Source organism: Bibersteinia trehalosi USDA-ARS-USMARC-188 (assembly GCF_000521725.1).
GTDB classification, from domain to species: domain Bacteria; phylum Pseudomonadota; class Gammaproteobacteria; order Enterobacterales; family Pasteurellaceae; genus Bibersteinia; species Bibersteinia trehalosi.
On record NZ_CP006954.1, the window covers coordinates 1,971,117 to 1,996,491 of the forward strand.

13 protein-coding genes, 1 tRNA gene and 3 rRNA genes are annotated in these 25,375 nt (G+C 42.2%); 3 read left to right on the forward strand and 14 right to left on the reverse strand.

The features are described from left to right. Positions 1-24: 24 nt before the first annotated feature. From fabG to F542_RS08960, 6 genes are all read right to left on the reverse strand, one after another. On the reverse strand, positions 25-753 hold the full coding sequence (gene fabG / locus F542_RS08935) for a 3-oxoacyl-ACP reductase FabG (RefSeq protein ID WP_025267359.1): 729 nt from the start codon (positions 751-753) through the stop codon (positions 25-27). 106 nt (positions 754-859) lie between these two features. After that, positions 860-1,795: an ACP S-malonyltransferase gene (gene fabD, locus F542_RS08940; RefSeq protein ID WP_025267360.1), complete on the reverse strand. Its 936-nt coding sequence runs from the start codon at positions 1,793-1,795 to the stop codon at positions 860-862. Between the two features lie 140 nt (positions 1,796-1,935). Further along, positions 1,936-2,682 (reverse strand): epoxyqueuosine reductase QueH, encoded by a 747-nt coding sequence (locus tag F542_RS08945; protein WP_025267361.1) that lies wholly within the window; start codon positions 2,680-2,682, stop codon positions 1,936-1,938. Positions 2,683-2,773: 91 nt separating this feature from the next. Continuing rightward, entirely contained in the window at positions 2,774-3,757 is a 984-nt protein-coding gene (ispB, locus tag F542_RS08950; RefSeq protein WP_015431807.1) for an octaprenyl diphosphate synthase, read from the reverse strand. A gap of 204 nt (positions 3,758-3,961) precedes the next feature. Continuing rightward, on the reverse strand, positions 3,962-5,242 hold the full coding sequence (locus tag F542_RS08955; protein WP_015431806.1) for an HlyC/CorC family transporter: 1,281 nt from the start codon (positions 5,240-5,242) through the stop codon (positions 3,962-3,964). 88 nt (positions 5,243-5,330) lie between these two features. Then, a complete protein-coding gene (locus F542_RS08960; RefSeq protein WP_015431805.1) occupies positions 5,331-6,128 on the reverse strand; it encodes a cytochrome C assembly family protein in 798 nt (265 codons plus the stop codon). Positions 6,129-6,326: 198 nt separating this feature from the next. Here F542_RS08960 and glmM point away from each other — a divergent pair, with 198 nt between their 5' ends. From glmM to serA, 3 genes are all read left to right on the forward strand, one after another. After that, a complete protein-coding gene (gene glmM / locus F542_RS08965) occupies positions 6,327-7,661 on the forward strand; it encodes a phosphoglucosamine mutase (protein ID WP_015431804.1) in 1,335 nt (444 codons plus the stop codon). Between the two features lie 68 nt (positions 7,662-7,729). Beyond that, positions 7,730-8,389: a ribose-5-phosphate isomerase RpiA gene (gene rpiA, locus F542_RS08970; protein ID WP_025267363.1), complete on the forward strand. Its 660-nt coding sequence runs from the start codon at positions 7,730-7,732 to the stop codon at positions 8,387-8,389. A 26-nt stretch (positions 8,390-8,415) separates the two neighbouring features. Continuing rightward, the gene (gene serA, locus F542_RS08975) at positions 8,416-9,645 is read left to right on the forward strand and encodes a phosphoglycerate dehydrogenase (protein ID WP_015431802.1); all 1,230 of its coding nucleotides are present in this window, start codon (positions 8,416-8,418) and stop codon (positions 9,643-9,645) included. A 117-nt stretch (positions 9,646-9,762) separates the two neighbouring features. Here the strand turns inward: serA and F542_RS08980 are convergent, their stop codons facing one another. The 8 genes from F542_RS08980 to F542_RS09015 all read right to left on the reverse strand — a co-directional run bounded on the left by F542_RS08980 (position 9,763) and on the right by F542_RS09015 (position 25,371). Beyond that, positions 9,763-16,857 (reverse strand): Ig-like domain-containing protein, encoded by a 7,095-nt coding sequence (locus tag F542_RS08980; protein WP_025267364.1) that lies wholly within the window; start codon positions 16,855-16,857, stop codon positions 9,763-9,765. 205 nt (positions 16,858-17,062) lie between these two features. Further along, positions 17,063-18,295 (reverse strand): HlyD family type I secretion periplasmic adaptor subunit, encoded by a 1,233-nt coding sequence (locus F542_RS08985; protein WP_015431799.1) that lies wholly within the window; start codon positions 18,293-18,295, stop codon positions 17,063-17,065. Then, the gene (locus F542_RS08990) at positions 18,295-20,481 is read right to left on the reverse strand and encodes a type I secretion system permease/ATPase (protein WP_015431798.1); all 2,187 of its coding nucleotides are present in this window, start codon (positions 20,479-20,481) and stop codon (positions 18,295-18,297) included. Before F542_RS08990 ends, F542_RS08985 begins: the two co-directional genes overlap by 1 nt. A 3-nt stretch (positions 20,482-20,484) precedes the next feature. Further along, positions 20,485-21,744 (reverse strand): TolC family protein, encoded by a 1,260-nt coding sequence (locus F542_RS08995; RefSeq protein ID WP_025267365.1) that lies wholly within the window; start codon positions 21,742-21,744, stop codon positions 20,485-20,487. Between the two features lie 175 nt (positions 21,745-21,919). After that, positions 21,920-22,035, reverse strand: a 5S ribosomal RNA gene (gene rrf / locus F542_RS09000). A 71-nt stretch (positions 22,036-22,106) separates the two neighbouring features. Next, positions 22,107-22,183: transfer RNA gene (locus F542_RS09005), tRNA-Asp, on the reverse strand. Between the two features lie 14 nt (positions 22,184-22,197). After that, positions 22,198-22,313: ribosomal RNA gene (gene rrf / locus F542_RS09010) — 5S ribosomal RNA — on the reverse strand. 163 nt (positions 22,314-22,476) lie between these two features. Further along, positions 22,477-25,371 (reverse strand): 23S ribosomal RNA (locus tag F542_RS09015). Positions 25,372-25,375: the final 4 nt, after the last annotated feature.

The window sequence follows — 25,375 nt, forward strand, 5'->3', positions numbered from 1 at the left end:
AAAATCCGACCTCTTCAAAATTATCTAGCTCATGTATAAGCCGCCATTAACATGTAGCGTTTCACCGTTGATATAACGGGCATCTTCAGATGCTAAGAAAGCGACAGCTTTGGCAATATCAGACGGAGAACCTAATTCACCAGATGGAATTTGGCTTAAAATCACATTCCGTTGTTCTTCGTTTAGCTCATCCGTCATATCAGTGGCAATAAAACCCGGAGCTACAACATTTACCGTAATACCACGACTTGCCACCTCTTTGGCAAGTGATTTAGAAAAGCCGATCACACCTGCTTTTGCCGCACAGTAGTTCGCTTGTCCTGGATTGCCCATAGAACCAACCACTGAACCAATAGATATAATACGGCCGAAGCGTTTTTTCATCATTGAACGCATTACCGCTTTTGATAGGCGATAAACGGAAGTTAAGTTAGTTTGCATAATGTCAAACCACTCATCATCTTTCATTCGCATTAACAGATTATCACGCGTAATCCCTGCGTTATTAACTAAAATATCAATGTCGCCAAACTGTTCTTTGATGGCTTTTAATGCTTGCTCAATAGAGGTTTCATCGGTTACGTTAAGTACCAAACCTTTACCTTTTTCGCCTAAATAGGCAGAGATAGATTCTGCGCCTTTTTCGCTGGTTGCGGTGCCGATAACAAAAGCACCTTTCGCGATTAATTCTTCAGCAATCGCTTTCCCAATACCACGTGTTGCGCCTGTTACTAATGCGATTTTATTTTGCATTTTTTCTTTCCTATTTTGATAAAATTGCAGGGTTATACTGCGTACGTCCGTAGGCGCATGCAATACGCCCCTACAATGTTCATTAAACAATGGGCATTAGCCCGTATTAAAATTCTACTGCGTCAAATGAAGCCACATCATTCACCGCTTTCGCATTTAATTCTTTCATAATACGAGAAGTTAAACCGGTTAATACTTTACCCGGCCCGATTTCATATAACGTTGTAATGCCTTCTTCCGCCATTTTTTCTACTGTTTCTGTCCAACGCACAGGGCTGTAAAGTTGGCGAACTAAGGCTAAGCGGATATTTGCAGGATTCGTTTCTTCTTGCACATCCACATTATTAATAACAGGGATTTGTGGTGCATTTAATGTTAAAGAAACTAACGCCTCAGCGAGTTTATCTGCTGCTGGTTTCATTAATGCACAGTGTGAAGGTACGCTTACCGCCAATGGTAATGCACGTTTTGCTCCAGCTTCTTTACATAATGCACCTGCACGTTCTGCTGCCGTTTTCGTGCCAGCAATGACCACTTGCCCCGGTGAGTTGAAGTTTACCGCTGAAACTACTTCACCTGTTTCACTTGCCGCTTGTTCACAGGCTTTGATAATACCCTCATTATCTAAACCGATAATGGCATACATTGCACCACTACCTGCTGGCACAGCTTCTTGCATTGCGTTACCACGCAATTCCACTAATTTAATTGCATCTTGGAAATCCAATACACCAGCACAAACCAGAGCTGAATATTCACCTAAGCTATGCCCTGCCATTACAGACGGTTTTTGTTCAGGGAATTTCTGTTGCCAAATGCGAAATAATGCAACACTTGCCGCAAGGAGCGCGGGTTGAGTACGATGAGTTTGACCTAAATCTTCAGCCGTACCATTTTGCACTAAATCCCATAAATCATAGCCAAGCACTTGGCTTGCTTGTTGGAAGGTTTCTTCTACCACTGGATAAAGAGGAGCAAGATCTGCAAGCATACCAACCGCTTGTGAGCCTTGCCCTGGGAAAACCATCGCGAATTTTGACATTGTTTTTTCCTTTTTAAATTTGAATATGAATGATGTTCATATGTAGGGACGCAATGCTTGCGTCCACGGGCGTACGCAGTACGCCCCTACAATGTATTTTGCAAAAAATAGATTAAAAACCACCGTTTGTGGTTCTCTGTTTAATCTGGTGAATAATAAAGTTTCCCAATTTCAATCCGCTCACGCCCTGTTTCTAACCGCCATTTATTAGTATCACGCAATGAATATACGCAACCACAATACTCTTGTTGATAGAAACGCTCTCGCTTACTGATTTCAATCATACGCTGCGATCCGCCGCCTTTGCGCCAATTGTAGTCCCAATAAACTACATCATCATATTTGGCAGCTGCACGATGTCCACAGTCGTTAATTTGATTCATATCTTTCCAACGAGAAATCCCTAAACAACTGGTAAAGACTGGAAAACCATTGTTATGGGCATATTCCGCTGCTTTTTCAAAACGCATATCAAAGCACATTGTGCAGCGGATACCACGTTCAGGTTCCCATTCCATACCTTTGGCTTTTTTAAACCACTCTTTGCGGTCGTTTTCGTAGTCATCATCTAAATCAATAAACGGAATACCCCACTTTTCAGCAAAGCGAATATTTTCTTCCTTGCGGATTAGATACTCTTTCAGTGGGTGGATATTCGGATTATAGAAATAAATCGTAAATTCAATCCCTGATGCATGAATGGCTTCCATCACTTCACCTGAGCAAGGTGCACAGCAAGAGTGAAGCAGTAATTTGTTATGCCCATTTGGTAATTCTAATTTTGGACGCACAAAAGGGGCATTAGGATCTTTTTTTTGATTTTGTGCACGGCGTCTTGCTCGCACACTTTGAATATGTTCAATGGGTTGTTGATTTTGTTCAGTCATTTTTATTATAGGGGCGAATGTCATTCGCCCAATATCCATTTTTATTTGGGGTGAATATCATTCGCCCCTACAAATAATTCAATTTAGCAGATTAATAAGAACGATCAACCGACAAATATGCCAGCGAGATCAAGGCTTGTTTATAATCACTTTCAGGTAAATCTTTTAAGCAATCCACTGCTTTTTGGGCTTCTTCACGAGCCTTTTGCATGGCGTAATCAAGCGATTTATTTTCTGCCATAATCGCTAACACTTCGCCAATTTTTTCACGTTCACCACCGTTTTCAATGGCGTAGCGAATCAATTCTGCTTGGCTTTCCGTGCCATGTCGCATTGCATGTAGCAATGGCAATGTTGGCTTACCTTCTACCCAATCATCACCCACGTTTTTACCCAATTTCTCCGCATTGGCAGAATAATCTAACACATCATCAACTAGCTGGAATGCGGTACCGAGATAGCGCCCATACATTTTCATTGCTTCAATTTGGTTTTCATTAGCATTTGCTACAATCGCTGCACATTGTGTTGCCGCCTCAAATAGGCGAGCAGTCTTACAGTAGATCACCATCATATAGTTTTCTTCAGTGGTATTCGGATCATTGACATTCATCAATTGCTGTACTTCACCTTCCGAAATCACATTGGTCGCATCTGACATGACTTTCAGCATTGCAAGGGATTGCAAACTTGCCATCATTTGGAAAGCACGAGTGTAGATAAAATCGCCGACGAGTACGCTTGCTGCATTACCAAATACCGCATTTGCGGTATCACGCCCACGACGTTTATCCGATTCATCAACCACATCATCGTGTAGAAGAGTTGCAGTATGTACAAACTCAATAAACGCTGCTGATGTAATATGATCTTGCCCTTGATATCCCAAAGCTCTTGCCGCAAGCACAGCAATTAACGGACGAATACGTTTGCCACCACCCGCAATAATATAATGCCCTAGCTGATTAATCAGCACCACTTCAGAATTCAGTTGGGCAAGAATGGCGTGATCGACTGCTTGCATATCACTTTGAGCAAGCATCGCAATTTGTTCGAGAGAGAGTTGGCTAGTCATTGATTTCTGTGTTTACGATAGAAAATAACCGTAGATTTTACCTGAAAGCAGTCAGAACGGCAAAAAAAGAATGGTAACAAGCGGTCTGATCCGATGAGAATTTTACAAAAGAGAATCCCCCCTTTGTGATAAGGGGAGATAAAATATGATTTGCGCTCAGACACATTGATGTTTCAACTCAAAATGAATTGCGCTTTTTCCTAATCAATGCGAATGCTCAACAACCTCTAACATTGGTTCAACTCGCGCTAATTTCACCATATTATCCGCCACTTCTAAAACAGTGACTTTTAGGTTTAATAGCATGAATTGCGTATCTTCATCGGGGATTTTTTCCAAATGCTCTAAAATTAATCCATTAAAAGTACGGACCTCATCTAATGGCAAATTCCAGTCAAATAATTTATTCAGATCTCGTAAGTTTGCTGAACCTTCGATCAGTACTGAACCATCAGATTGTGGTTTAACTTCTTCTTCAAGCGTTGGTGCTGTAGAGGTGGTAAATTCCCCCACAATCTCTTCTAAAATATCTTCAAGCGTAATGAGTCCTTTAATGTCGCCATATTCATCCACTACCAAGCCAATACGTTCTTTATTCTCTTTAAAATTAATAAGCTGCGTGTTCAATGGTGTGCCTTCAGGGATAAAATAAACTTCATCAACCGCACGAATTAGCTGCTCTTTGGTAAATTCATTACGTTCAAGCATTAGTCGGAAGGCTTCACGCACTCGTAACATTCCAAGAATGTTTTTATCCATATTGCCTTTGTAGATCACAACCCGTGCGTGCGCAGCTCCGGTGAGCTGTCGCATAATTGCTTTCCAATCATCATCAATATCAATGCCGCCAATATCGTTTCGGGGGACCATAATGTCATCAACCGTCACTTTTTCCATATCTAAAATGGAAACCAGCATTTCCTGGTGCGAACTTGGAATATATTTACCCGCTTCTAGCACCGCACTACGTAGCTCTTCAGGGCTTAAACCTGCTTGTTCAGAACGGCGGATATGCAGTAATTTCATGAGCCCACTGATGATTAAATTCATCAGAAATACGACAGGGAGTAACAATTTTTTAAGCGGAGTAAGGATATAGCTGGCAAAAAAGCCAACTTTTTCAGGATAAATTGCGGCAATTGTTTTCGGCAGAATTTCGGCAAATACTAACATCACAAAGGTAAGCAATCCGGTAGCAATCGCTACACCAGCTTCTCCTGAAAGTTGCATACCAATCATGGTTGCAATAGCTGAGGCAGCAATATTAACCAAGTTATTACAAATTAAAATGAGACTAAGCAAAATATCAGTTTTCTCAAGTAGCTTTTCTGCTTGCTTGGCCCCACGATTACCTTGCTTGGCAAGATTGCGCATTTTGTAGCGGTTTAAAGACATCAGCCCTGTTTCTGAGCTAGAAAAAAAGGCAGAAAGAAAAAGAAGAATAGCCAGAGCAATAAATAAACTGCTCAAGGGAATACTGTCCAAAATTAAAAATCCTTTATAAGTTAATCACCGTAAAGCACAATATGAAACGACAAGGGCGAATAACTATTCGCCCCTACAATTTGTTACCTTACACCATTCTGCTCGCAAAATAAGCAAATGTGAGCAATATCATACCTGAAAGTGAATAAATAAGCACCCGATTTCCTCGCCAATGCAGTTTCCATTGTCCTAATAGCAAGATCGCATAGACTAACCAAGCGATAGAGGAGAAAATCGCTTTATGGATATGCTCATTTGCAAAGAAATTATGCAGATAAATCATGCCTGTGATTAATGCCAAAGTCAGCAAAATCTGGGCAACTAATGTTAAATTAAAGAAATGGCGGGAAACGGTCATTAATGCCGGCAAATCTGGTGAAAATTGTTTAGCTTTTAATTTGCGATCCAACCATTTAAGCTGAAATGCATAAAGCAGTGCAATAAAAAACAGTGCATAAGAAAATAGCGCCATCGCTAAATGGAACAACAAACCTTTATCTTCGGTAAGCTGCTTTATTACACTGCCTTCCACAAAGCTTGATACAGCAACGCTCACAATGCCTAAGGCATAAATAATCGATACCGGAAACCAGATCGTTTTCCAGCGCGGCAACGCTATTGTCGCCAGTAAACTCATAATCACGCTAATCAGAGATGCTACATTAGCTAATGTGAAATTTTGCCCATTCTGAGCGATAAAAAGGTGGGACAGATCGACTAAGTGCAACAAAGTCGCTAGGCTACCTGCGATTACCACCATGTTTAAATTAAATCTGCTGCTCACTTTGCTTTTTTCTATATGTTTATGTACAGGCGCAATCCCTGCTAGCACCCCAAAATGCAAAGCAATTAGATAGACCAGAATCGTCAAAATCGCAAACAACATTTTACTCAACCTGCAAAATACGAATAGTTTTCAACATGCTGCTAACTTAGCAGTTTTCCTTGGTTTTGGCTATGGCAGGGGACAAAATTTCGCAAAATTTCCTGAGATTTCGCCCGCTTGCAAGCTTTAAACTGGCAATACTTAGCAAGAAAAGTTAAGATAGCGTTAATTTTTATGTTTATTATAAGGATTTATCGTATGGCTGAACGCAAATACTTCGGCACCGATGGTGTACGCGGCAAAGTCGGCAAATTCCCCATTACTCCAGAATTTGCATTAAAACTCGGTTGGGCAGCAGGAAAAATCCTCGCGACTCAAGGCTCAAAAAAAGTATTGATCGGTAAAGATACTCGTATTTCTGGTTATATGTTGGAGTCTGCATTAGAAGCAGGTCTTGCTGCTGCTGGCTTATCCGCAGCATTTACCGGTCCGATGCCAACACCGGCTGTAGCCTATTTGACTCGGACATTCCGAGCAGAGGCCGGGATTGTAATTTCCGCTTCTCATAACCCCTACTACGATAACGGCATCAAATTTTTCTCTGCAAAGGGTGAAAAGTTACCCGATGAAGTAGAAGAAGCGATTGAAGCCCTGCTTGAGCAACCAATGGATTGTGTTGAATCAGCCGAGCTAGGGAAAGCAAGCCGAATTAACGATGCTGCTGGTCGCTATATTGAATTCTGTAAAAGTACTTTCCCTGCACATTTAAGCTTGGAAGGCATGAAAATCGTAGTGGACTGTGCAAATGGCGCAACCTACCATATCGCTCCAAGTGTTATGCGTGAATTAGGCGCAGAAGTCATTGAGATTGGTACTCGCCCAGATGGCCTAAATATTAATGAAAAATGTGGCGCAACCGATATTCAAGCCTTACAAAAAGTTGTGCTTGAAGCGGGAGCAGATGTTGGTTTAGCTTATGATGGCGATGGTGACCGCTTGATTATGGTCGATCATTTAGGTAATAAAGTCGATGGTGACCAAATCCTGTTTATTATTGCACGCGAAGCCTTGCGTGCAGGTAAATTACAAGGTGGTGTTGTCGGGACATTGATGAGCAATATGAGCCTAGAAATTGCGCTCAAACAACTGGCTATTCCATTTGCGCGCGCCAATGTTGGTGACCGTTATGTATTGGAATTATTAAAAGAAAAAGGCTGGAAATTGGGCGGTGAAAATTCAGGACATATCATCGTGCTAGATAAAAATACCACTGGCGATGGAATTATTGCTTCATTAGAAGTATTAGGCGCAATGGCGGCACATAAGTTAAGTCTAAATGAGCTTGCCAAAGCGGTGCCGCTTTTCCCACAAGTATTATTGAATGTTCGCTTCGAGGGTGGTGAAAATCCTCTAGAAAGCGATGAGGTTAAAGCGGTAGCAAAAGCGGTTGAAGAACGTTTAGCCGGCAAAGGGCGCATTCTACTGCGTAAATCAGGTACTGAGCCATTAATTCGCGTAATGGTAGAATGCGAAGATGGCGAACTAGCCCAACGCAGTGCAGAAGAAATTGTGGATGCGGTAAAACGCAACTGATAACAAGCGGTGCATTTTGCAGAAAATTTTGCAAAATGCACCGCTTGATTTTTTTAGAGGAAATGAAAATGGATCAACTTGAAATGAAAAAAATTGCTGCGCGTGCGGCATTACAGTTTGTACAACCTGATACGATCGTTGGCGTAGGTAGTGGTTCTACCGTAAACTGCTTTATTGAAGCACTGGGCGAAATGTCTGATCAAATCAAAGGGGCCGTTGCTGCATCTAAAAATTCGGAGGAATTACTCCGAGCTCAAGGGATTGAAGTATTTAGCGCGAATGAAGTGAGCTCGCTGGATGTGTATATTGATGGTGCAGACGAAATTACGCCACAAGGCTATATGATTAAAGGAGGCGGTGCAGCACTCACACGTGAAAAAATTGTGAGTTCACTGGCAAAAAAATTCATCTGTATAGTGGATAGCTCAAAACAAGTCGATGTGTTAGGCTCTACATTCCCGCTCCCCGTTGAAGTCATTCCAATGGCTCGTTCTTATGTTGCTCGCCAGATTGTCGCATTAGGTGGTAACCCTGAGTATCGCGAAGGCGTAGTGACCGATAACGGTAATGTTATTTTAGATGTGCATAATTTTAAAATTATAGAGCCGTTAAAAATGGAACATACGCTCAACAATATTGCTGGTGTCGTAACTAATGGGATTTTTGCGCAACGTTATGCAAATGTTACTATCGTTGGCACACCAGATGGGGCAAAAATTATCGAATAACCTCACAGATATAGGAAGCAAACACAATGACTAAACTCTCTCTCGACAAAAGCAAAATTAAGTTTGTACTGCTAGAAGGTGTACACCAAAATGCGGTAGATAGCCTAAAAGCGGCTGGCTATAGCAATATTGATTACCATAAAAAAGCGTTAGATGATGCCGAATTAATTGCGGCGATTAAAGATGCGCATTTTGTTGGTATTCGATCTCGCACCCATTTAACAAAAGAAATTTTAGCACAAGCAGATAAGCTTATTGCTATTGGTTGCTTTTGTATTGGTACGAATCAAGTCGATCTTGAAGCAGCAAAAGCGTTAGGCATTCCTGTCTTTAATGCGCCATTCTCGAACACGCGCTCTGTTGCTGAATTAGTATTGGGTGAAATCATTGTGTTAATGCGCCAAGTGCCAAAGGCTAATGCTGAAGTACACCGAGGTGTGTGGAATAAATCAGCCAGTGGCTCAAATGAGGTACGCGGCAAAAAACTTGGGATTATTGGTTATGGGCATATCGGTACTCAGCTCGGCATCTTAGCTGAATCGGTTGGTATGCAAGTTTATTTCTATGATATTGAAACAAAGCTCCCTTTAGGCAATGCACAGCAAGTCGATAGCCTAGAAGAATTGCTCAGTATCAGTGATGCAGTCTCACTACATGTGCCAGAAAATGCAACCACCAAAAACCTGATCAATGCCGAACGCTTAGCTCAGATGAAAGATGATGCTGTTTTGATTAATGCCGCTCGAGGTACTGTGGTTGATTTAGATGCATTAGTAGAAACGCTTTCTCATGGCAAACTGCGTGGAGCAGCATTAGATGTATTCCCTGAAGAACCGGCTTCTGCTCATGATCCTTTTAACTCTCCACTTTGCCAATTTGATCACGTTATTCTTACACCGCATATTGGTGGCTCAACCGCCGAAGCCCAAGCCAATATCGGCACTGAGGTAGCGAGTAAATTTGTGAAATATTCTGATAATGGCTCAACATTGTCTGCGGTCAATTTCCCAGAAGTTTCTCTGCCGGAACACGCAGGTACAACCCGTTTACTCCATATTCATGAAAACCGCCCAGGTATTCTAAATAAAATCAACCAGATCTTCGTTGAAGCGAATGTGAATATTGCTGCGCAGTACTTGCAGACAGATCCTGCGATTGGCTATGTTGTGATTGATGTTGAAACACCGCATAGTGCAGATATGCTTAATAAGTTAAAAGCGATTGAAGGCACTATTCGCGCAAGATTACTCTATTAACGTTTTATGCGTTAGCATTGATAGCAAGCGCTCGCTTTTAACAAATTTTTTGCAAAATCTCATTCGTATAAAAAATCCCCATCATCTTTAGGATGATGGGGATTTATTCTTAGCTCATTACACTAAAGTGAAATGATTCTGATCCAAAGCATATAGGCTTTGTACCGTAGCAAAATGAACTGCATCTACATTGCTACTTTCTTGGTAACTTAATTCGCCATTTGATTTATCGTATTTAATGTAATTCATGACATTTTCGACACTATCAATTGCACTAAATACGGCTTTAGAAAGTTCGATTTTATCGCCCTCACTAAAATCAACAATAGTATCAACATTGCCATTTAGCGCGGTATTGAATACGAAAGTATCATTGCCATCACCTCCGGTTAAGGTATCAGCGCCTAAACCACCAATTAAACGGTCATTACCTGCGCCACCGTTTAAATTATTGCCAATATTATTAGCAACCAAAGTATTATCTAGCTCATTACCCGTAGCGATTGTTGCAGTTGTGCCCATGAGGGTGAGATTTTCAACATGATCGCCAAGTGTGTAGTCAATAAAGCTGATTACAGTATCAGTCCCTTCATTTACAAGTTCAATGACTTTATCACCTGCACTATCAACCACATAGATATCATTGCCTTCGCCACCATGCATTTCATCGTTACCCGCACCGCCATCTAGGTAGTCATTCCCTTTACCACCTTTCAATACATCGTTGCCCTTACCGCCCAATAAATTATTGTCTGCTTCATTACCGATAAGGATATCGTCATAGTCAGAACCAATGGCATTTTCAATTTGTGTACCGTATCCAATAAAGGCTTGACCTTCCACAAATTCTTTTACCGTGCGCGTATCGCTTTCTAAAACTTTAGCGTTTGGATCAAGTTCATCAGCGAACCATTCTACTGCATTATATTTAGTGGCTGATTTAATCGTGAGCATTTTCTCTTGTGTGCCCCGATAAATCCATGAGCCAGGCTTGAGGTTGATATAAACTTTGTCGTTTTCCATTGATGCATCAAAGGTATCAACGCCATTACCATCCCAAATATAAATGCCGCCAAAATCTTCTGCATCCGCAAAACGTTGGAATGAATAAACATCATCACCAGCACGAGTATTTGGATTCACACCATAGCGATAATGCATTGCAGCAAGATCATAACCAGTAACAGCAAATGCTGTTTTATCCCCATAGTTGTAAGACATATAGCTCAATAGCGTGGTATCTTCAATAGAGCCAGCTCCCATCCCACCAAAGGTTGTATCTCGTTTTTCATCCGTGAAATACAAGGAGGTGTGGTTATAACCAAAGTTATGAGTTAATTCGTGGATAGAAATATAAGCAGACCAACCGGTATTTCCCCAATATACGCCACCGCCACCATGAGCATTAAAGATGAGATCCACACCTTGAGTAGCAAATGCAGAAGCTGCTGTATTCGGGTGTTTACCTTTCGAAATATTAATGCCGGTGCTATCCAAAATGAAATCATTGCTGTACTCAAATTTTACGTTCACATACTCATCGAATTTAGCAAAAATTTGATGCAATAATTCTTTATGCTCATCATCAAGATCCAAATATGTTCCTGCAATCGCACCATCTCTCATTTTGCTTGCATATTGCCCATTACCTTCATCCGCAGAAACAAAGTGGTATTTAATCACCGCATTTTCACCGCCACCAAATGGCACTTTGCTGTAATGGTTGTAACCATAACTCGCACCACGGAACATATCCATAAAATAAGGATAATTAAATTCCTCTGGGTTTTCTTGTTCTAAATGGTTGTATTTACGCTTATCCGTCGGTATATCTGCATGCAGTAGCTGAACATAGTCGCTGCTCACATTTTCTGGTGTAAGGTAAGCCTCAATATCACTCACTTGAATCGTGTTATTTGCCAAATCAGTGGTAATTAAAGTTGCGGTTACTACTTTTTCATTGTTTTCAGCAAGTAGAGCCGCTGGTACATTCACATTGAAGGTATTATTTGCTTGTACCTCCGCTTGATATAGTTTGCCACCCAGCTCAATTTCGACAATATCACCAGCTTTTGGTACTAAGCCTGACACCTTACCGCTAATAGTTGCCATTTGTTCATTTGGCACTTTAATGCTATATGAACCATTGCCATTATCTACAACATAATCCCCCGTTAAAGTTAGGCTATCATAAGTCACTTTGGTATTGTTATGTCGACGGAACCAGTAACCTCTATCATCACTTGCCGGAGTAAAAACATTACTAGTTGTACCAAAATCAAAACTGATCGCGCTACCATCCATTGCCGCGACTTCTGCTACTGGCATTTTTAACTCGAAAGTTTGTGTTTTGTAATCTAATGAGGCTGTATAGCTATTCTCACCAATAAGCACTTTAAAGCTACTTACGGCAGAGGCATTCATTCCTCGTTTGAAAAGACCACTGAGCTCTACTTTACCAGTAATAGTCATCATGCCACCTAATTCTGAGTAGGCTGCAAAATTACTATTGATCTCAGTAATATCAACTTTCGCTAACGCATCTGGACTAACAGTATAGCTTTGAGCTGTGCTTGCATGTGCAGCATTTGAACCTGTCACAGAACCTTTGACTAAGTAGCCTTTATTATTTACCAATTCACTTGTCGTTATTTCAGCACTGAAAGTGAGATCATCTTTAACCGTTGCCACTACATCTTTGCCATTTAGGCTAATAAGTACAACACTACTTGGGCTTGCCGCAGAACCTGATATTTTTCCTTGGATAACCGTTTTTTCTGCTCTTGCTTCCGTCACATTAATGAAATTATCGATCCCTGCAACAGAAACAATCTCAATTTGAATATCACCTTTTACAACGTCATAGCTGATTGTAGCTTGGGCATCTGCACTATTTCCAGCAGGGTCTTGAGTGACAACTGTTGCAAGTATTGCTGGCACTGTATTTTCAGTCAAATCGCTTGTTTTAACGGCAACAGAGAACTGACCTGTACTGTCGGTAATTTCTGTATGATAAGTCTGCCCATTGACAATAAGTGTTACTTTGTCATTTTGGTAAAATTCACCCGAAACTTGACCGCTTACCATCACACTTTCACCTGCTTTGTCCACATCAAGCACACCATTTTCTGCTATTGGATTTAGCGTGATTTGCACTGCTGGCAATGTAAGATCGACCGTGAAGTTCGCATTACTTTCTGCATTTGCTACGTTATGCGCCACATCTTTTGCGCTCGCTTTGACTGCAATATCAAATTGTCCTTCATTGGCAGCGAGTAAGATGGTTGGCTTAGCAGGGAAAGTATATGACCATGTTTGTGTATCTTCATTAACTTCCGCCACATATTCCTTGCCATCAAACTCAAGGATCACTTCCACGCTCCCCGCTTTTACATCTGCTTTGTCGTAAGCTAATGAACCAGAGATAGTTAAATCTTGGCGAGATTCCGCAAGATTAATCATACTATCCGAACTAATAGGCTCAATATGAACGCTAAGCTCAGGGGCTGTAATATCAATCGTATAATTCTCCGTATCCGATTGAATCGCCTTCACATTGCCATAGCCATCTTTCACAATAGCATCAAGGACAATTGCACCTTTCCCCTCAGTTAAAGCCGTTTGCAATGCAACAAATGGTACTTCAAATTCCACTGCAATTTTGGCATTACTATTACTGTGGTAGAGAGGATTACCTGTAATTTTACCCTCATAAACGACACCATTAATGCTCACACTAGCAGACTCGGCACGGTCAGCAAACGCATTATTATGTCCATTGTAACCACTATGGAAATAGCCTGTTAGCTTCACAACACCTGATTGTTCCATTTCTGCATTCAGGATGCCCTCATTGCCAATTGGATCTAACTCTAACTGTAACAACGGTTCAAATACCGCGTTAAAATATTGGCGATATACCACATTATTCGTTCCACCATTACCATCTGGCATTATTGCAGAACCCGTTGCCACAACAGGTACACCATCACCATAATCTGCACTGTATTTTGCACCAATACGATAAAGTGGGAATTTTTGGTTGTTCCAGTTCGTTCCCCATCTATTATCAGCATGAGCTATAATCGCTGATTCTTCCGCGGTATAGCTGACCTTGAAAGTTAAATCATCTTGAATAACAACATCTTTCCAAACAAAAGACCATGGTCTTACTTGAGCAAAGACGTAGCCGACTTGCATAGTTTGCCCAGCAATACCATTCTCAACACGTCCAGAGAAAGTTAATCCAGCTTCAACTTCTGGCTGACTAATAAAATCATCTCCGGTAACGGAATCAAAAATAATTACAGGGGCTTCTTTACTTGAAGTGACTGTATAAACTTGGTTTGCAGAATTCTCTTCACTATTGCCCGCTTGATCTTTAACCGTGACTTTAACACTTACTGATTTATCATCTAATTGAGCAAGCTCCGCGCCCGATTGTATTAATGTCCACGCAGACTTCTCTTCATTGATAGTCGCAGAGTACTGCTTGCCGTTGATCGTCACAACAACATCTAGCTCAGTCACATCACTATCAATCTGACTAAGTTGCCCTGCAATCGTGATATTTCCACTCTCTGTCAGCGTATTAATTTTATTATCACCAGCAATCGTCAGCGTAGTTTGAGGCACGCTTAGTTCCGTATCTACTGTATAGTTACGGCTATTTTCAACACTTGGGTCATTTTTATATACTGCCTTAATGGTTGGTGCTTTATCACCTGTTTGTGAGAGTAACTCACCATTTACGGTTAAACTAAAATCGCCGCTCTCTCTTAAACGGGCTTCTTGAATTAATTTCCAACCTGTTTCACATTCAGGGCAAGAGCAATAAATCTCAATGCTATCGCCTTCCTCTCCATTAGCCACAGAACCGACAATATCAATCTCACCTTGGCTCTCTACTCTATTGATAATGTCATCTTCGGCAATTGAAGTCAGCTCAATACGAATATCTCGCTGCTCAACTCTATAATTATGTGATGCGGCAGTAGTTAATGTATTTCCACTATCATCGGAGGTTGCAAGTGTAATGCTGATCCCTTCTGCTGCGTGATTAATTAAGGCAATCGTACCTACCTCTACTTCGAAAGTAAGCCCGCCATTACCATCCTCTTTTAATACATTGTGATTGACGGTATTACCAACTTTAATCTCTACAATATCACCCGCTTTTGCTGCTGAGTGTTCCACATTTACCACATTTCCTCTAATCGTTGTGGTTGCTTGCTTACTTTCTGCATACTGAATAATGTCATCCCCTGTAATTGGCTCAAGCTGGATCAGCGGATCCACAATAAGTGTATCCACATCATAGATATGCACCAATTCACTCGAGGCTTCTAAACCTGAGGCACTTGTTGCTGTTGCTTTGAGCTTCAGGCTATTTTCGCCTTGCTGTAAAGCTAAAGTAGTAGCCTCAATTTCTAGTTCCCAAGCTTCGCCATTCACATTCGCTAGATAATTTTGACCATTTAGCTCAACTTCAACACGTACCTCATTCCCTGTATCTACGATGACTGTACCGTTTAATAACAATTTACCTTGAGCTTCCACCATATTGATGCGGTTATCCTCTGTAATGGCATTTATGGTCAGCTGTGGTTCTGTTGGTTGTTCTGGCTCAGTTGGCTGTTCTGGTTCAGACGGCTGTTCTGGCTCAGATGGTTGTTCTGGTTCAGACGGCTGTTCTGGTTCAGACGGCTGTTCTGGTTCAGACGGCTGTTCTGGCTCAGACGGCTGTTCTGGTTCAGACGGTTGTTCCGGTTCAGACGGCTGTTCTGGCTCAGACGGTTGTTCTGGCTCAGATGGTTGTTCTGGCTCAGACGGTTGCTCTGGTTCAGACGGTTGCTCTGGTTCAGACGGTTGTTCTGGCTCAGACGGTTGTTCCGGTTCAGACGGTTGCTCTGGCTCAACTGGCTGTTCTGGCTCAGACGGTTGTTCTGGCTCAATTGGCTGCTCTGGTTCAGACGGTTGTTCTGGTTCAGGCGGCTGTTCTGGCTCAGACGGTTGCTCTGGCTCAACTGGCTGTTCTGGCTCAGACGGTTGTTCTGGCTCAATTGGCTGCTCTGGTTCAGACGGTTGTTCTGGTTCAGGCGGCTGTTCTGGCGCAGTTGGTTGCTCTGGTTCAGACGGTTGCTCTGGTTCAGACGGTTGCTCTGGTTCAGACGGCTGTTCTGGCTCAGACGGTTGTTCCGGTTCAGACGGTTGCTCTGGCTCAGACGGTTGCTCTGGCTCAACTGGCTGCTCTGGCTCAGTTGGCTGTTCTGGCTCAGACGGCTGTTCTGGCGCAGTTGGCCGTTCTGGTTCAGACGGTTGTTCTGGCTCAATTGGCTGCTCTGGTTCAGACGGTTGTTCTGGTTCAGGCGGCTGTTCTGGCACAGTTGGTTGCTCTGGCTCAGTTGGCTGTTCTGGCTCAGACGGCTGTTCTGGTTCAGACGGTTGCTCTGGCTCAGTTGGCTGTTCTGGCTCAGATGGTTGCTCTGGCTCAGATGGTTGCTCTGGCTCAACTGGCTGCTCTGGCTCAGTTGGCTGTTCTGGCTCAGACGGCTGTTCTGGCGCAGTTGGTTGCTCTGGCTCAGTTGGTTGCTCTGGCGCAGTTGGTTGCTCTGGCGCAGTTGGTTGTTCTGGCGCAGTTGGCTGTTCTGGTTCAGACGGTTGTTCTGGCTCAATCGGCTGATCATAATCCGTTACAGCCTGATCTTCCGATGTCGCATCATGCTGTGCAGAGGAGGAGTCGCCATGAATAGCTAAAGCGGTCAACCCTCCGGCAACAGGTAATAAGCCCCATAACCAATTTGGATAAGTACTCCAGAATAATGTAGATAATTTCTCACCAGCTAAAATCTGTGGTGCAACCATTTCTTCAGCTAATACAGAGACCGCATCACTTGCCACACCCGATTCAGGAACATAAGCATAAATAGCCCCATTCTCATGTATGCCAATTAATAAATTGGTTTGCGCCTGCTCTTGTTCATAATAATTTTCGATGATGATCGCAGGCACACTATCACTGCCCTCTAACATAATAGTTAAGTCAGAACCACTACGTAATGCGGTAATATTTTGTGGTGCATAGCCACTAAGATGATCAATGAGTTGATAATTGACATGCTGCTGTGCAGGTATAACGATAGTTTCTGTTGCAACAGGCTGATATTCTGCAACAATTTTCGATGAATCCAATATTTTTACAGTGATAGACATTAGTTGAGTTCCTTTCAAGTCTTAAGTTGTGTTTAATTTGTGCAGTATACCAGACTAAAACGGTAAGGTTTATTTTTTTTCTCTATTAAAGAAAAAGGGAGATGAATTCATCTCCCTAAACTGTACTCATAATTTTGCAGAATTTCGGTAATTTTTCACCGCTTGTATAGGCTCTACGCTAATTAATGTTGCATAATTAAGCGTCCTAGCGCTCTTGTAATGCCTGTTTCATACGTGTAATCGGTTTGATCAGGTATTGAAAGATCGTTTTCTCACCTGTTTTAATATCTACCGTTGCCGTCATACCTGGTGAAATATCTAAACGATTGCCAGCTTTGTCTGTAATATAACTGCCAGACGTCTCAACTAATACTCGATAATATGCCTGATCTGGGTTAAGTTTCAACTCACTTGGACGACGATCATCTTGCAGTGTGTCTGGGCTAAGTAAAATTACTTTACCTTCTAAGCCCCCATAAATGGCATAGTCATAAGCACTAACTTTAATCAATGCTTCTTGTCCAACACGAATAAAAGCAACATCTTTCGGGCTAATATAGGCTTGTACAATTAAAGTGTCATCAAGCGGTACAATTTCTAAGATATCTTGCCCTGCTTGCACTACACCACCAACAGTATTGATCCGAATATTTTTAACCACACCACGTAGTGGTGCTTTAATTTGTGATCGCTCTACTGGATCAGCTCGCATAACCATATTTTCACGAGCCTGAGCAAGCTCAGATTCTGCCTGAACCAATTCATTGCTGGCATTTGCCGCATATTGATTTTTTCGTTCAGTAATTTGATTTGCAAGCTCCGCAGATTGGCGCTGCATTCTCAATAGTTCAACTTCCGACATCACCCCACGCTTTACCATCGGAGCAACAATTGCAATTTCACGATCCAGCAGCGCTTTACTTTTAGCGAGACCACTGACTGCATCTTGCATCGCACGACGGCGAGCATGATAAGCAGCAAGTTCACGCTCTCTAACCTCTTGTGCTATCCCGGCAGGAAATTTCAATGCCACCCCATAGGCTTCTGCTTGTAAACGACTAACGATAGCCTCAAGATTGTGTACTTTTGCTTCACTTTCACGCAAAATAGCAGAGCTACGTGTGTCATCAAGAGTCAGTAAAATTTGATCCTTTTCTACAATGTCTCCTTCCTTCACCTTCATTTCACTAATGATACCAGGATCCAAACTTTGAACGATCTGCTCTCGACTGCTTGGAATAACACTCCCCTGCCCACGAGTAACTTCTTCCAATGGGCTAAAGTAAGCCCAAATGACAAAAACAATCAGAAAAATGGCAAATAAAATAATTACCGCAAAAGATTTATGATGTTTTTCTGTTTGCAAAGCAGCATTTAAATCATTAATTAAGGATAAGTCAGCTTGTTTAACTTTTTCCTGTGTTTGATTCTGACGCATTATTTTTCCTCTGTTGTGTTATGCTTTTCTTTAGCAAACATTGGTTCTTTCATTGAAGTTACCTGCTGCTTATGCTGACTTTGTAATCGAGCCAATACTTCATCACGCGGACCATCCATAACCACCTTACCGTTATCCATGACAATTATACGATTAACTAATTTCAATACCTGTGGGCGATGAGTGACTACTACTAAGGTACGCTTTGCCAGCCATTGAGCTAATGCACGTAGCACCATATCTTCTGTTCCCTGATCCAGATCACTGGTTGGCTCATCTAGTAAAACAATCTTTGGTTCCTTTATCGTCATACGTGCTAATGCAACTAGCTGCTTTTGTCCCCCAGATAAGCCTAACCCATTTTCACCTAATGGCATATCCAATCCTTTCGGATGTCGCTGTACTAACGGTAATAACCCAAAACGTTGTAAAGCCTGCACTAAAATACGATCATCTGTGAGATTATCAGTACGAGCCATATCTAAATTTTCACGTAAAGTGCCTAGGAATAATCGTTCTGATTGAGTTAATAAGGCTATTTGACTACGTAGATAATTTGGATCAAGCTGACGAATATCCACGTCATCTAAAGTTACACCGCCTTTAGTTGGCTCATATAGACCAGATGCAAGTTTCAGTAAAGTACTTTTACCACTCCCCACTTTACCGAGAATCCCAACTTTTTCTCCTGCCTGAATATTGAGATTAATTCCATTCAATGTATCAGGAATAGCCTGCTCATATTGAAAAGCAACATTATGGAATGTTAATTTGCCTTGAACCTGCTTTAAGGTAATGTATTGACGAGAAGTGTCTCGCTCAATTGGTCGCTTGACAATATTATCTACACCTTTTAAGGCTAATTTAGCTTGCTGGAATCGAATAGCAAGAGAAGCTATTTGCCCTACGGGCGCTAAAGCTCTTCCTGAAAGAATAACTGAAGCGATTATCGCACCAATTGTAATACGTTCAGCTTCCACTTCTGCATGAACTAAATATGCACCTACCATAACAAGGCAGACTGTATTGAGTTGTTGCATTTTAGTTGAAAAGTTAGTGACAAAATTACTTAAGTCTTTGACTTTAATTTGAGCAGCTGAAACTTTTGCCGTATATGCATCCCAACGTTGTTGAACCCAGTTCACCGCATTATTTGCTTTCAGTGTCTCAATCCCATCTAGCGCTTCAACAATTAAGCCTTGTCGTTGAGAAGATTCTTTCATAGAATCATTCAAACGCGCAGCCAATTTAGGCTGTACTGCAAAACTGACGATAATCACAATTGTAATCACAATGAGCGGAACAATCGCTAACACGCCACCTATCAAATAAATCACAAAAACAAATAACAATAGGAAAGGCAAATCAACCAAAGCCAGTAGGCTCGCGCTAGTCATAAATTCACGCACTGACTCAAATTCACGCAAATTATTTGCATAAGAACCTGAGGAGACCGGTTTATCAATTAAACGTAATGCCATCACTCGGCGGAAGAGTGCTGAACTAATAATTAAATCTGCTTTTTTACCCGCGACATCAGTTAAATGTCCTCGAATCATACGCGCAACAAATTCGAAACCAATAGCAATCACTACCCCAATAGTTAATGCCCAAAGAGTTTCATATGTTTGATTAGGAATAACTCTGTCATACACATTCATTACATATAATGAATTGACTAACGCTAAAAAATTAATAATGAAACTTGCTAGAATTACCTGATAATAGTAGCCACGGAAACGCCAAATTACCTTCCAAAACCATGCCTTTGGCATATCATATTCAGGCAGTTCCGAACGAATGTCTGAGACCATCTTTGGTTTAATAAACCAGCAGTAACCTAGATAACTCTGTTCTAATACTTTGTGCTCAATGACTTGTTCTGCATCACCAGATTGGCGAATATAGTAACGTCGCTCTAACCCCTTACCTTCAATTTTTGTAATTACCACCGCCTCTTCATTTTGCAAAATAGCAACAACCGGCACAGATAAGCTAGGTATTTCTTCCAAAGGGCGCTGAGAAATGGAATTTTCAAAACCATAACTTCTTAATACTTCAATAACTGAGTGAAAATTCACTTTATTCTTAGTATCTCGCACTATTTGAGCAGTTAATGCTTCTTTCGCAATAGGATTACCATAAATCTGCGTGACTAACGCAATATGTTCAATAATAGACTTCATTTATTACTCTTTATCTAAAGAAAGGGGGGCAATACCCGACCAAACGGATACTCTAGCTTGTGAAACAAGGTATAATAGTGCAGCATCTCGAAAATCATTACGAGCAGCAATTTCTGTTGCTTGAACCGTTGTGAGTTCTTGATAAGCATCTAATACATTTAAAAGTGATTTCATTGCAATTTGGAACTGCAATTCCGTATCTGTAACCACATTTTTCTGTAATGCAATCTGTTTATGTGCCACTTTAGCTAATTGTTGATTATGCACCATATCAATTTCTGCTGTATGTGCTTGTTGAGCAACCTCCAGTTCGATCTCTTGCATTCTTGCTTCCGCTGCTTTTTGTGAATAATAGCTATTGCGTTCTTGATACTTGATCGCAGGGTTATATAAATCCCAAGACATATTAATATAAACTTCTCTCTCACGACGACTTGCGGAACCTTCCAAATTAATTGCAGGTAAGCGACGCGCTTTTACTGAATTGGCATCTGCCCTTGCTGCTTCAAACTCTTTCTTTTGTGCCACAAAAGTGGGGTTAGACTGTATATTTGAATTACGATATTTCGCAATAAAATGTTCTGCTGACACATTCAAAAATGGATCAACTAAATCAGCTGGCATTAAATTTTTAGGCGTATAACGGCTTAAGCGGCTCAATGCGTTATACATCGTTCGTTCATATTGCAAAAGAGTAGATTCTACCTGATTACGACGAGAAAGCGCTTCATTCAATTCAGAAATTCTCCCCTCATCGTAGGTAACAATAACTTTAAGCTCTTTAATCATCTTCTCATGACGCTGTAAACTTTCTTTATAAATCGAAATATTTTCTTTTGCCCGTAATGCTGCTAAATATAGACTCCCAATCTGCTGCCCTAACTGTTCACGAATCTCATAGAATTTATAGCGGAAAAAATCTTCTTTATATTTATCTCGTTCAATTTCTGATTCAATTGCTCCCCAAGAATAAAGATTAATCCGTCCCATAACACTAGGTCCTGAGCGACGATTGCTAGAATTTGTATGCTTTTGAGCAAGCACACCTGTATTTACCAGAGAAATCACAGGCTCATGCCCTGCCTCTGAAATTTTAGTCTGGCTTTCCGCCATTAAAATATTTGCTCTTGCTTCATCTAAACTAGGATCTCTTTCTAGAGCAATTAGCAAGATTTCTTTTAAAGATACCTCTGCTAAAGCTGAAGCAGTTAATAGATTAAACAATATAGCAAACCATATTTGTAATACCTTATTGCATTTCATAAATTATCTCCTAGCTATGTATTCGCATTATAAAATTATCTTATCACTATTATTTTATTAAGCTACTATTTCATAAACATATTCATAATAGCTTAAACTACAAATAAATATTTTTATAAATAACACATAAGCAAAAACCCCAAGCCTTACGACTTGGGGTTCCCTTTAAATTAAACCCTGATGTTGCCCTACTCTCACATGGGGAAACCCCACACTACCATCGGCGTTACTGCGTTTCACTTCTGAGTTCGGTATGGGGTCAGGTGGTACCACAGCACTATGGACATCAGGAAAATCCTGTTAAATTTTATCGTATTTCTAAAATAAAATAAGCGAATTTTCTATTCGCTTATCAAATAAAGTGGCGGAACGGACGGGACTCGAACCCGCGACCCCCTGCGTGACAGGCAGGTATTCTAACCAGCTGAACTACCGCTCCGCATTAAAATAATACCCTGATGTTGCCCTACTCTCACATGGGGAAACCCCACACTACCATCGGCGTTACTGCGTTTCACTTCTGAGTTCGGTATGGGGTCAGGTGGTACCACAGCACTATGGACATCAGGAAAATCTTCGATGATTTCTGTCCGTTATATTGTTTGTTCTTTCTTCGTTAAATTTGAAACAAGCTAAATTCTGATTCTTCGTTCTTGTGCTTTCTTTTCGCACACTCTGTTAATTCCTCAACCGTTCCGATGTTTTTGTTTTATCTAAAACGCTTGAGGTTGTATAGTTAAGCCTCTCGGGCAATTAGTACTGGTTAGCTCAATGTCTCGCAACACTTACACACCCAGCCTATCTACGTCGTAGTCTCCAACAACCCTTACTAGCTTATAGCTAGGGAGAACTCATCTCTTGGCAAGTTTCGTGCTTAGATGCTTTCAGCACTTATCTCTTCCGCACTTAGCTACCCGGCAATGCGTCTGGCGACACAACCGGAACACCAGTGGTGCGTCCACTCCGGTCCTCTCGTACTAGGAGCAGCCCCAACCAATTCTCCAACGCCCACGGCAGATAGGGACCGAACTGTCTCACGACGTTCTAAACCCAGCTCGCGTACCACTTTAAATGGCGAACAGCCATACCCTTGGGACCTACTTCAGCCCCAGGATGTGATGAGCCGACATCGAGGTGCCAAACACCGCCGTCGATATGAACTCTTGGGCGGTATCAGCCTGTTATCCCCGGAGTACCTTTTATCCGTTGAGCGATGGCCCTTCCATTCAGAACCACCGGATCACTATGACCTGCTTTCGCACCTGCTCGACTTGTCTGTCTCGCAGTTAAGCTTGCTTATACCATTGCACTAACCTCACGATGTCCGACCGTGATTAGCAAACCTTCGTGCTCCTCCGTTACGCTTTGGGAGGAGACCGCCCCAGTCAAACTACCCACCAGACACTGTCCGAGACCACGTTTCGTAATCTTCGTTAGAACATCAAACGTTAAAGGGTGGTATTTCAAGGACGACTCCAACAATACTGGCGTATCATCTTCATAGTCTCCCACCTATCCTACACATCAAAATTCAATGTTCAGTGTCAAGCTATAGTAAAGGTTCACGGGGTCTTTCCGTCTAGCCGCGGGTACACCGCATCTTCACGGCGATTTCAATTTCACTGAGTCTCGGGTGGAGACAGCCTGGCCATCATTATGCCATTCGTGCAGGTCGGAACTTACCCGACAAGGAATTTCGCTACCTTAGGACCGTTATAGTTACGGCCGCCGTTTACTGGGGCTTCGATCAGGAGCTTCTCTTTCGATAACACCATCAATTAACCTTCCAGCACCGGGCAGGCATCACACCCTATACGTCCACTTTCGTGTTTGCAGAGTGCTGTGTTTTTAATAAACAGTTGCAGCCAGCTGGTATCTTCGACCGGTTCAACCTTCATCCGCTAGGGACTACAATCTACGCCGGCGCACCTTCTCCCGAAGTTACGGTGCTATTTTGCCTAGTTCCTTCACCCGAGTTCTCTCAAGCGCCTGAGTATTCTCTACCTGACCACCTGTGTCGGTTTATAGTACGGTTTATAATAACCTGAAGCTTAGTGGCTTTTCCTGGAAGCGTGGTATCAGTTACTTCATCTCCTTAGAAACTCGTCATCACTTCTCGGTGTTAAGAAGACCCGGATTTGCCTAAGTCTTCCACCTACCAGCTTAAACAGACATCCAACAGTCTGCTAACCTAACCTTCTCCGTCCCCACATCGCAGTTATTACAAGTACGGGAATATTAACCCGTTTCCCATCGACTACGCTTTTCAGCCTCGCCTTAGGGGCCGACTCACCCTGCCCCGATTAACGTTGGACAGGAACCCTTAGTCTTCCGGCGAACGAGTTTTTCACTCGTTTTATCGTTACTTATGTCAGCATTCGCACTCGTGATACGTCCAGCAAACCTCTCGATTCACCTTCTTCCGCTTACACGACGCTCCCCTACCCAACAGACTTTCGTCTGATGCCGCAGCTTCGGTGCTATATTTTAGCCCCGTTACATCTTCCGCGCAGGCCGACTCGACTAGTGAGCTATTACGCTTTCTTTAAATGGTGGCTGCTTCTAAGCCAACATCCTAGCTGTCTAAGCCTTCCCACTTCGTTTCCCACTTAATATAGACTTTGGGACCTTAGCTGGCGGTCTGGGTTGTTTCCCTCTCCACGATGGACGTTAGCACCCACCGTGTGTCTCCTGAGTATCACTCTTCGGTATTCGCAGTTTGCATCGGGTTGGTAATCCGGGATGGACCCCTAGCCGAAACAGTGCTCTACCCCCGAAGGTGTCCGCTCAAGGCTCTACCTAAATAGATTTCGGGGAGAACCAGCTATCTCCCGGTTTGATTGGCCTTTCACCCCCAGCCACAAGTCATCCGCTAATTTTTCAACATTAGTCGGTTCGGTCCTCCAGTTAGTGTTACCCAACCTTCAACCTGCCCATGGCTAGATCACCGGGTTTCGGGTCTATACCTTGCAACTATTCGCCCAGTTAAGACTCGGTTTCCCTACGGCTCCCTTATTCAGTTAACCTTGCTACAAAATATAAGTCGCTGACCCATTATACAAAAGGTACGCAGTCACCCCGAAGGGCTCCCACTGCTTGTACGCACAAGGTTTCAGGTTCTATTTCACTCCCCTCGCCGGGGTTCTTTTCGCCTTTCCTTCACAGTACTGGTTCACTATCGGTCAATCAGGAGTATTTAGCCTTGGAGGATGGTCCCCCCATCTTCAAACAGGATATCACGTGTCCCGCCCTACTTGTCGTTAGCCTAGTACCACCAGAATGTTTTTAGATACGGGGCTATCACCCTGTGCCGCTGAGCTTCCCAACTCATTCTCCTAACATTCAAGCTATCACTAACTGGCTCTTTCGCGTTCGCTCGCCGCTACTAACGAAATCTCGGTTGATTTCTTTTCCTCGGGGTACTTAGATGTTTCAGTTCTCCCGGTTTGCCTCATTATCCTATGTATTCAGATAATGATAGTAGGTTCTTCACCTACTGGGTTTCCCCATTCGGATATCTTGGATTAAACGCTTCTTATCAACTCATCCAAGCTTTTCGCAGATTAGCACGTCCTTCTTCGCCTCTGATTGCCAAGGCATCCACCTTGTGCGCTTAGTCACTTAACTATAC

Bases quoted from the DNA above. Each gene is read 5' to 3' on its own strand.
- fabD (WP_025267360.1), bottom strand. From the start codon at position 1,795: ATGTCAAAATTCGCGATGGTTTTCCCAGGGCAAGGCTCACAAGCGGTT.
- serA (WP_015431802.1), top strand. From the start codon at position 8,416: ATGACTAAACTCTCTCTCGACAAAAGCAAAATTAAGTTTGTACTGCTA.
- F542_RS08960 (WP_015431805.1), bottom strand. From the start codon at position 6,128: ATGTTGTTTGCGATTTTGACGATTCTGGTCTATCTAATTGCTTTGCAT.
- F542_RS08985 (WP_015431799.1), bottom strand. From the start codon at position 18,295: ATGCGTCAGAATCAAACACAGGAAAAAGTTAAACAAGCTGACTTATCC.
- rpiA (WP_025267363.1), top strand. From the start codon at position 7,730: ATGGATCAACTTGAAATGAAAAAAATTGCTGCGCGTGCGGCATTACAG.
- F542_RS08990 (WP_015431798.1), bottom strand. From the start codon at position 20,481: ATGAAGTCTATTATTGAACATATTGCGTTAGTCACGCAGATTTATGGT.
- F542_RS08995 (WP_025267365.1), bottom strand. From the start codon at position 21,744: ATGAAATGCAATAAGGTATTACAAATATGGTTTGCTATATTGTTTAAT.
- F542_RS08945 (WP_025267361.1), bottom strand. From the start codon at position 2,682: ATGACTGAACAAAATCAACAACCCATTGAACATATTCAAAGTGTGCGA.
- F542_RS08980 (WP_025267364.1), bottom strand. From the start codon at position 16,857: ATGTCTATCACTGTAAAAATATTGGATTCATCGAAAATTGTTGCAGAA.
- ispB (WP_015431807.1), bottom strand. From the start codon at position 3,757: ATGACTAGCCAACTCTCTCTCGAACAAATTGCGATGCTTGCTCAAAGT.
- fabG (WP_025267359.1), bottom strand. From the start codon at position 753: ATGCAAAATAAAATCGCATTAGTAACAGGCGCAACACGTGGTATTGGG.
- glmM (WP_015431804.1), top strand. From the start codon at position 6,327: ATGGCTGAACGCAAATACTTCGGCACCGATGGTGTACGCGGCAAAGTC.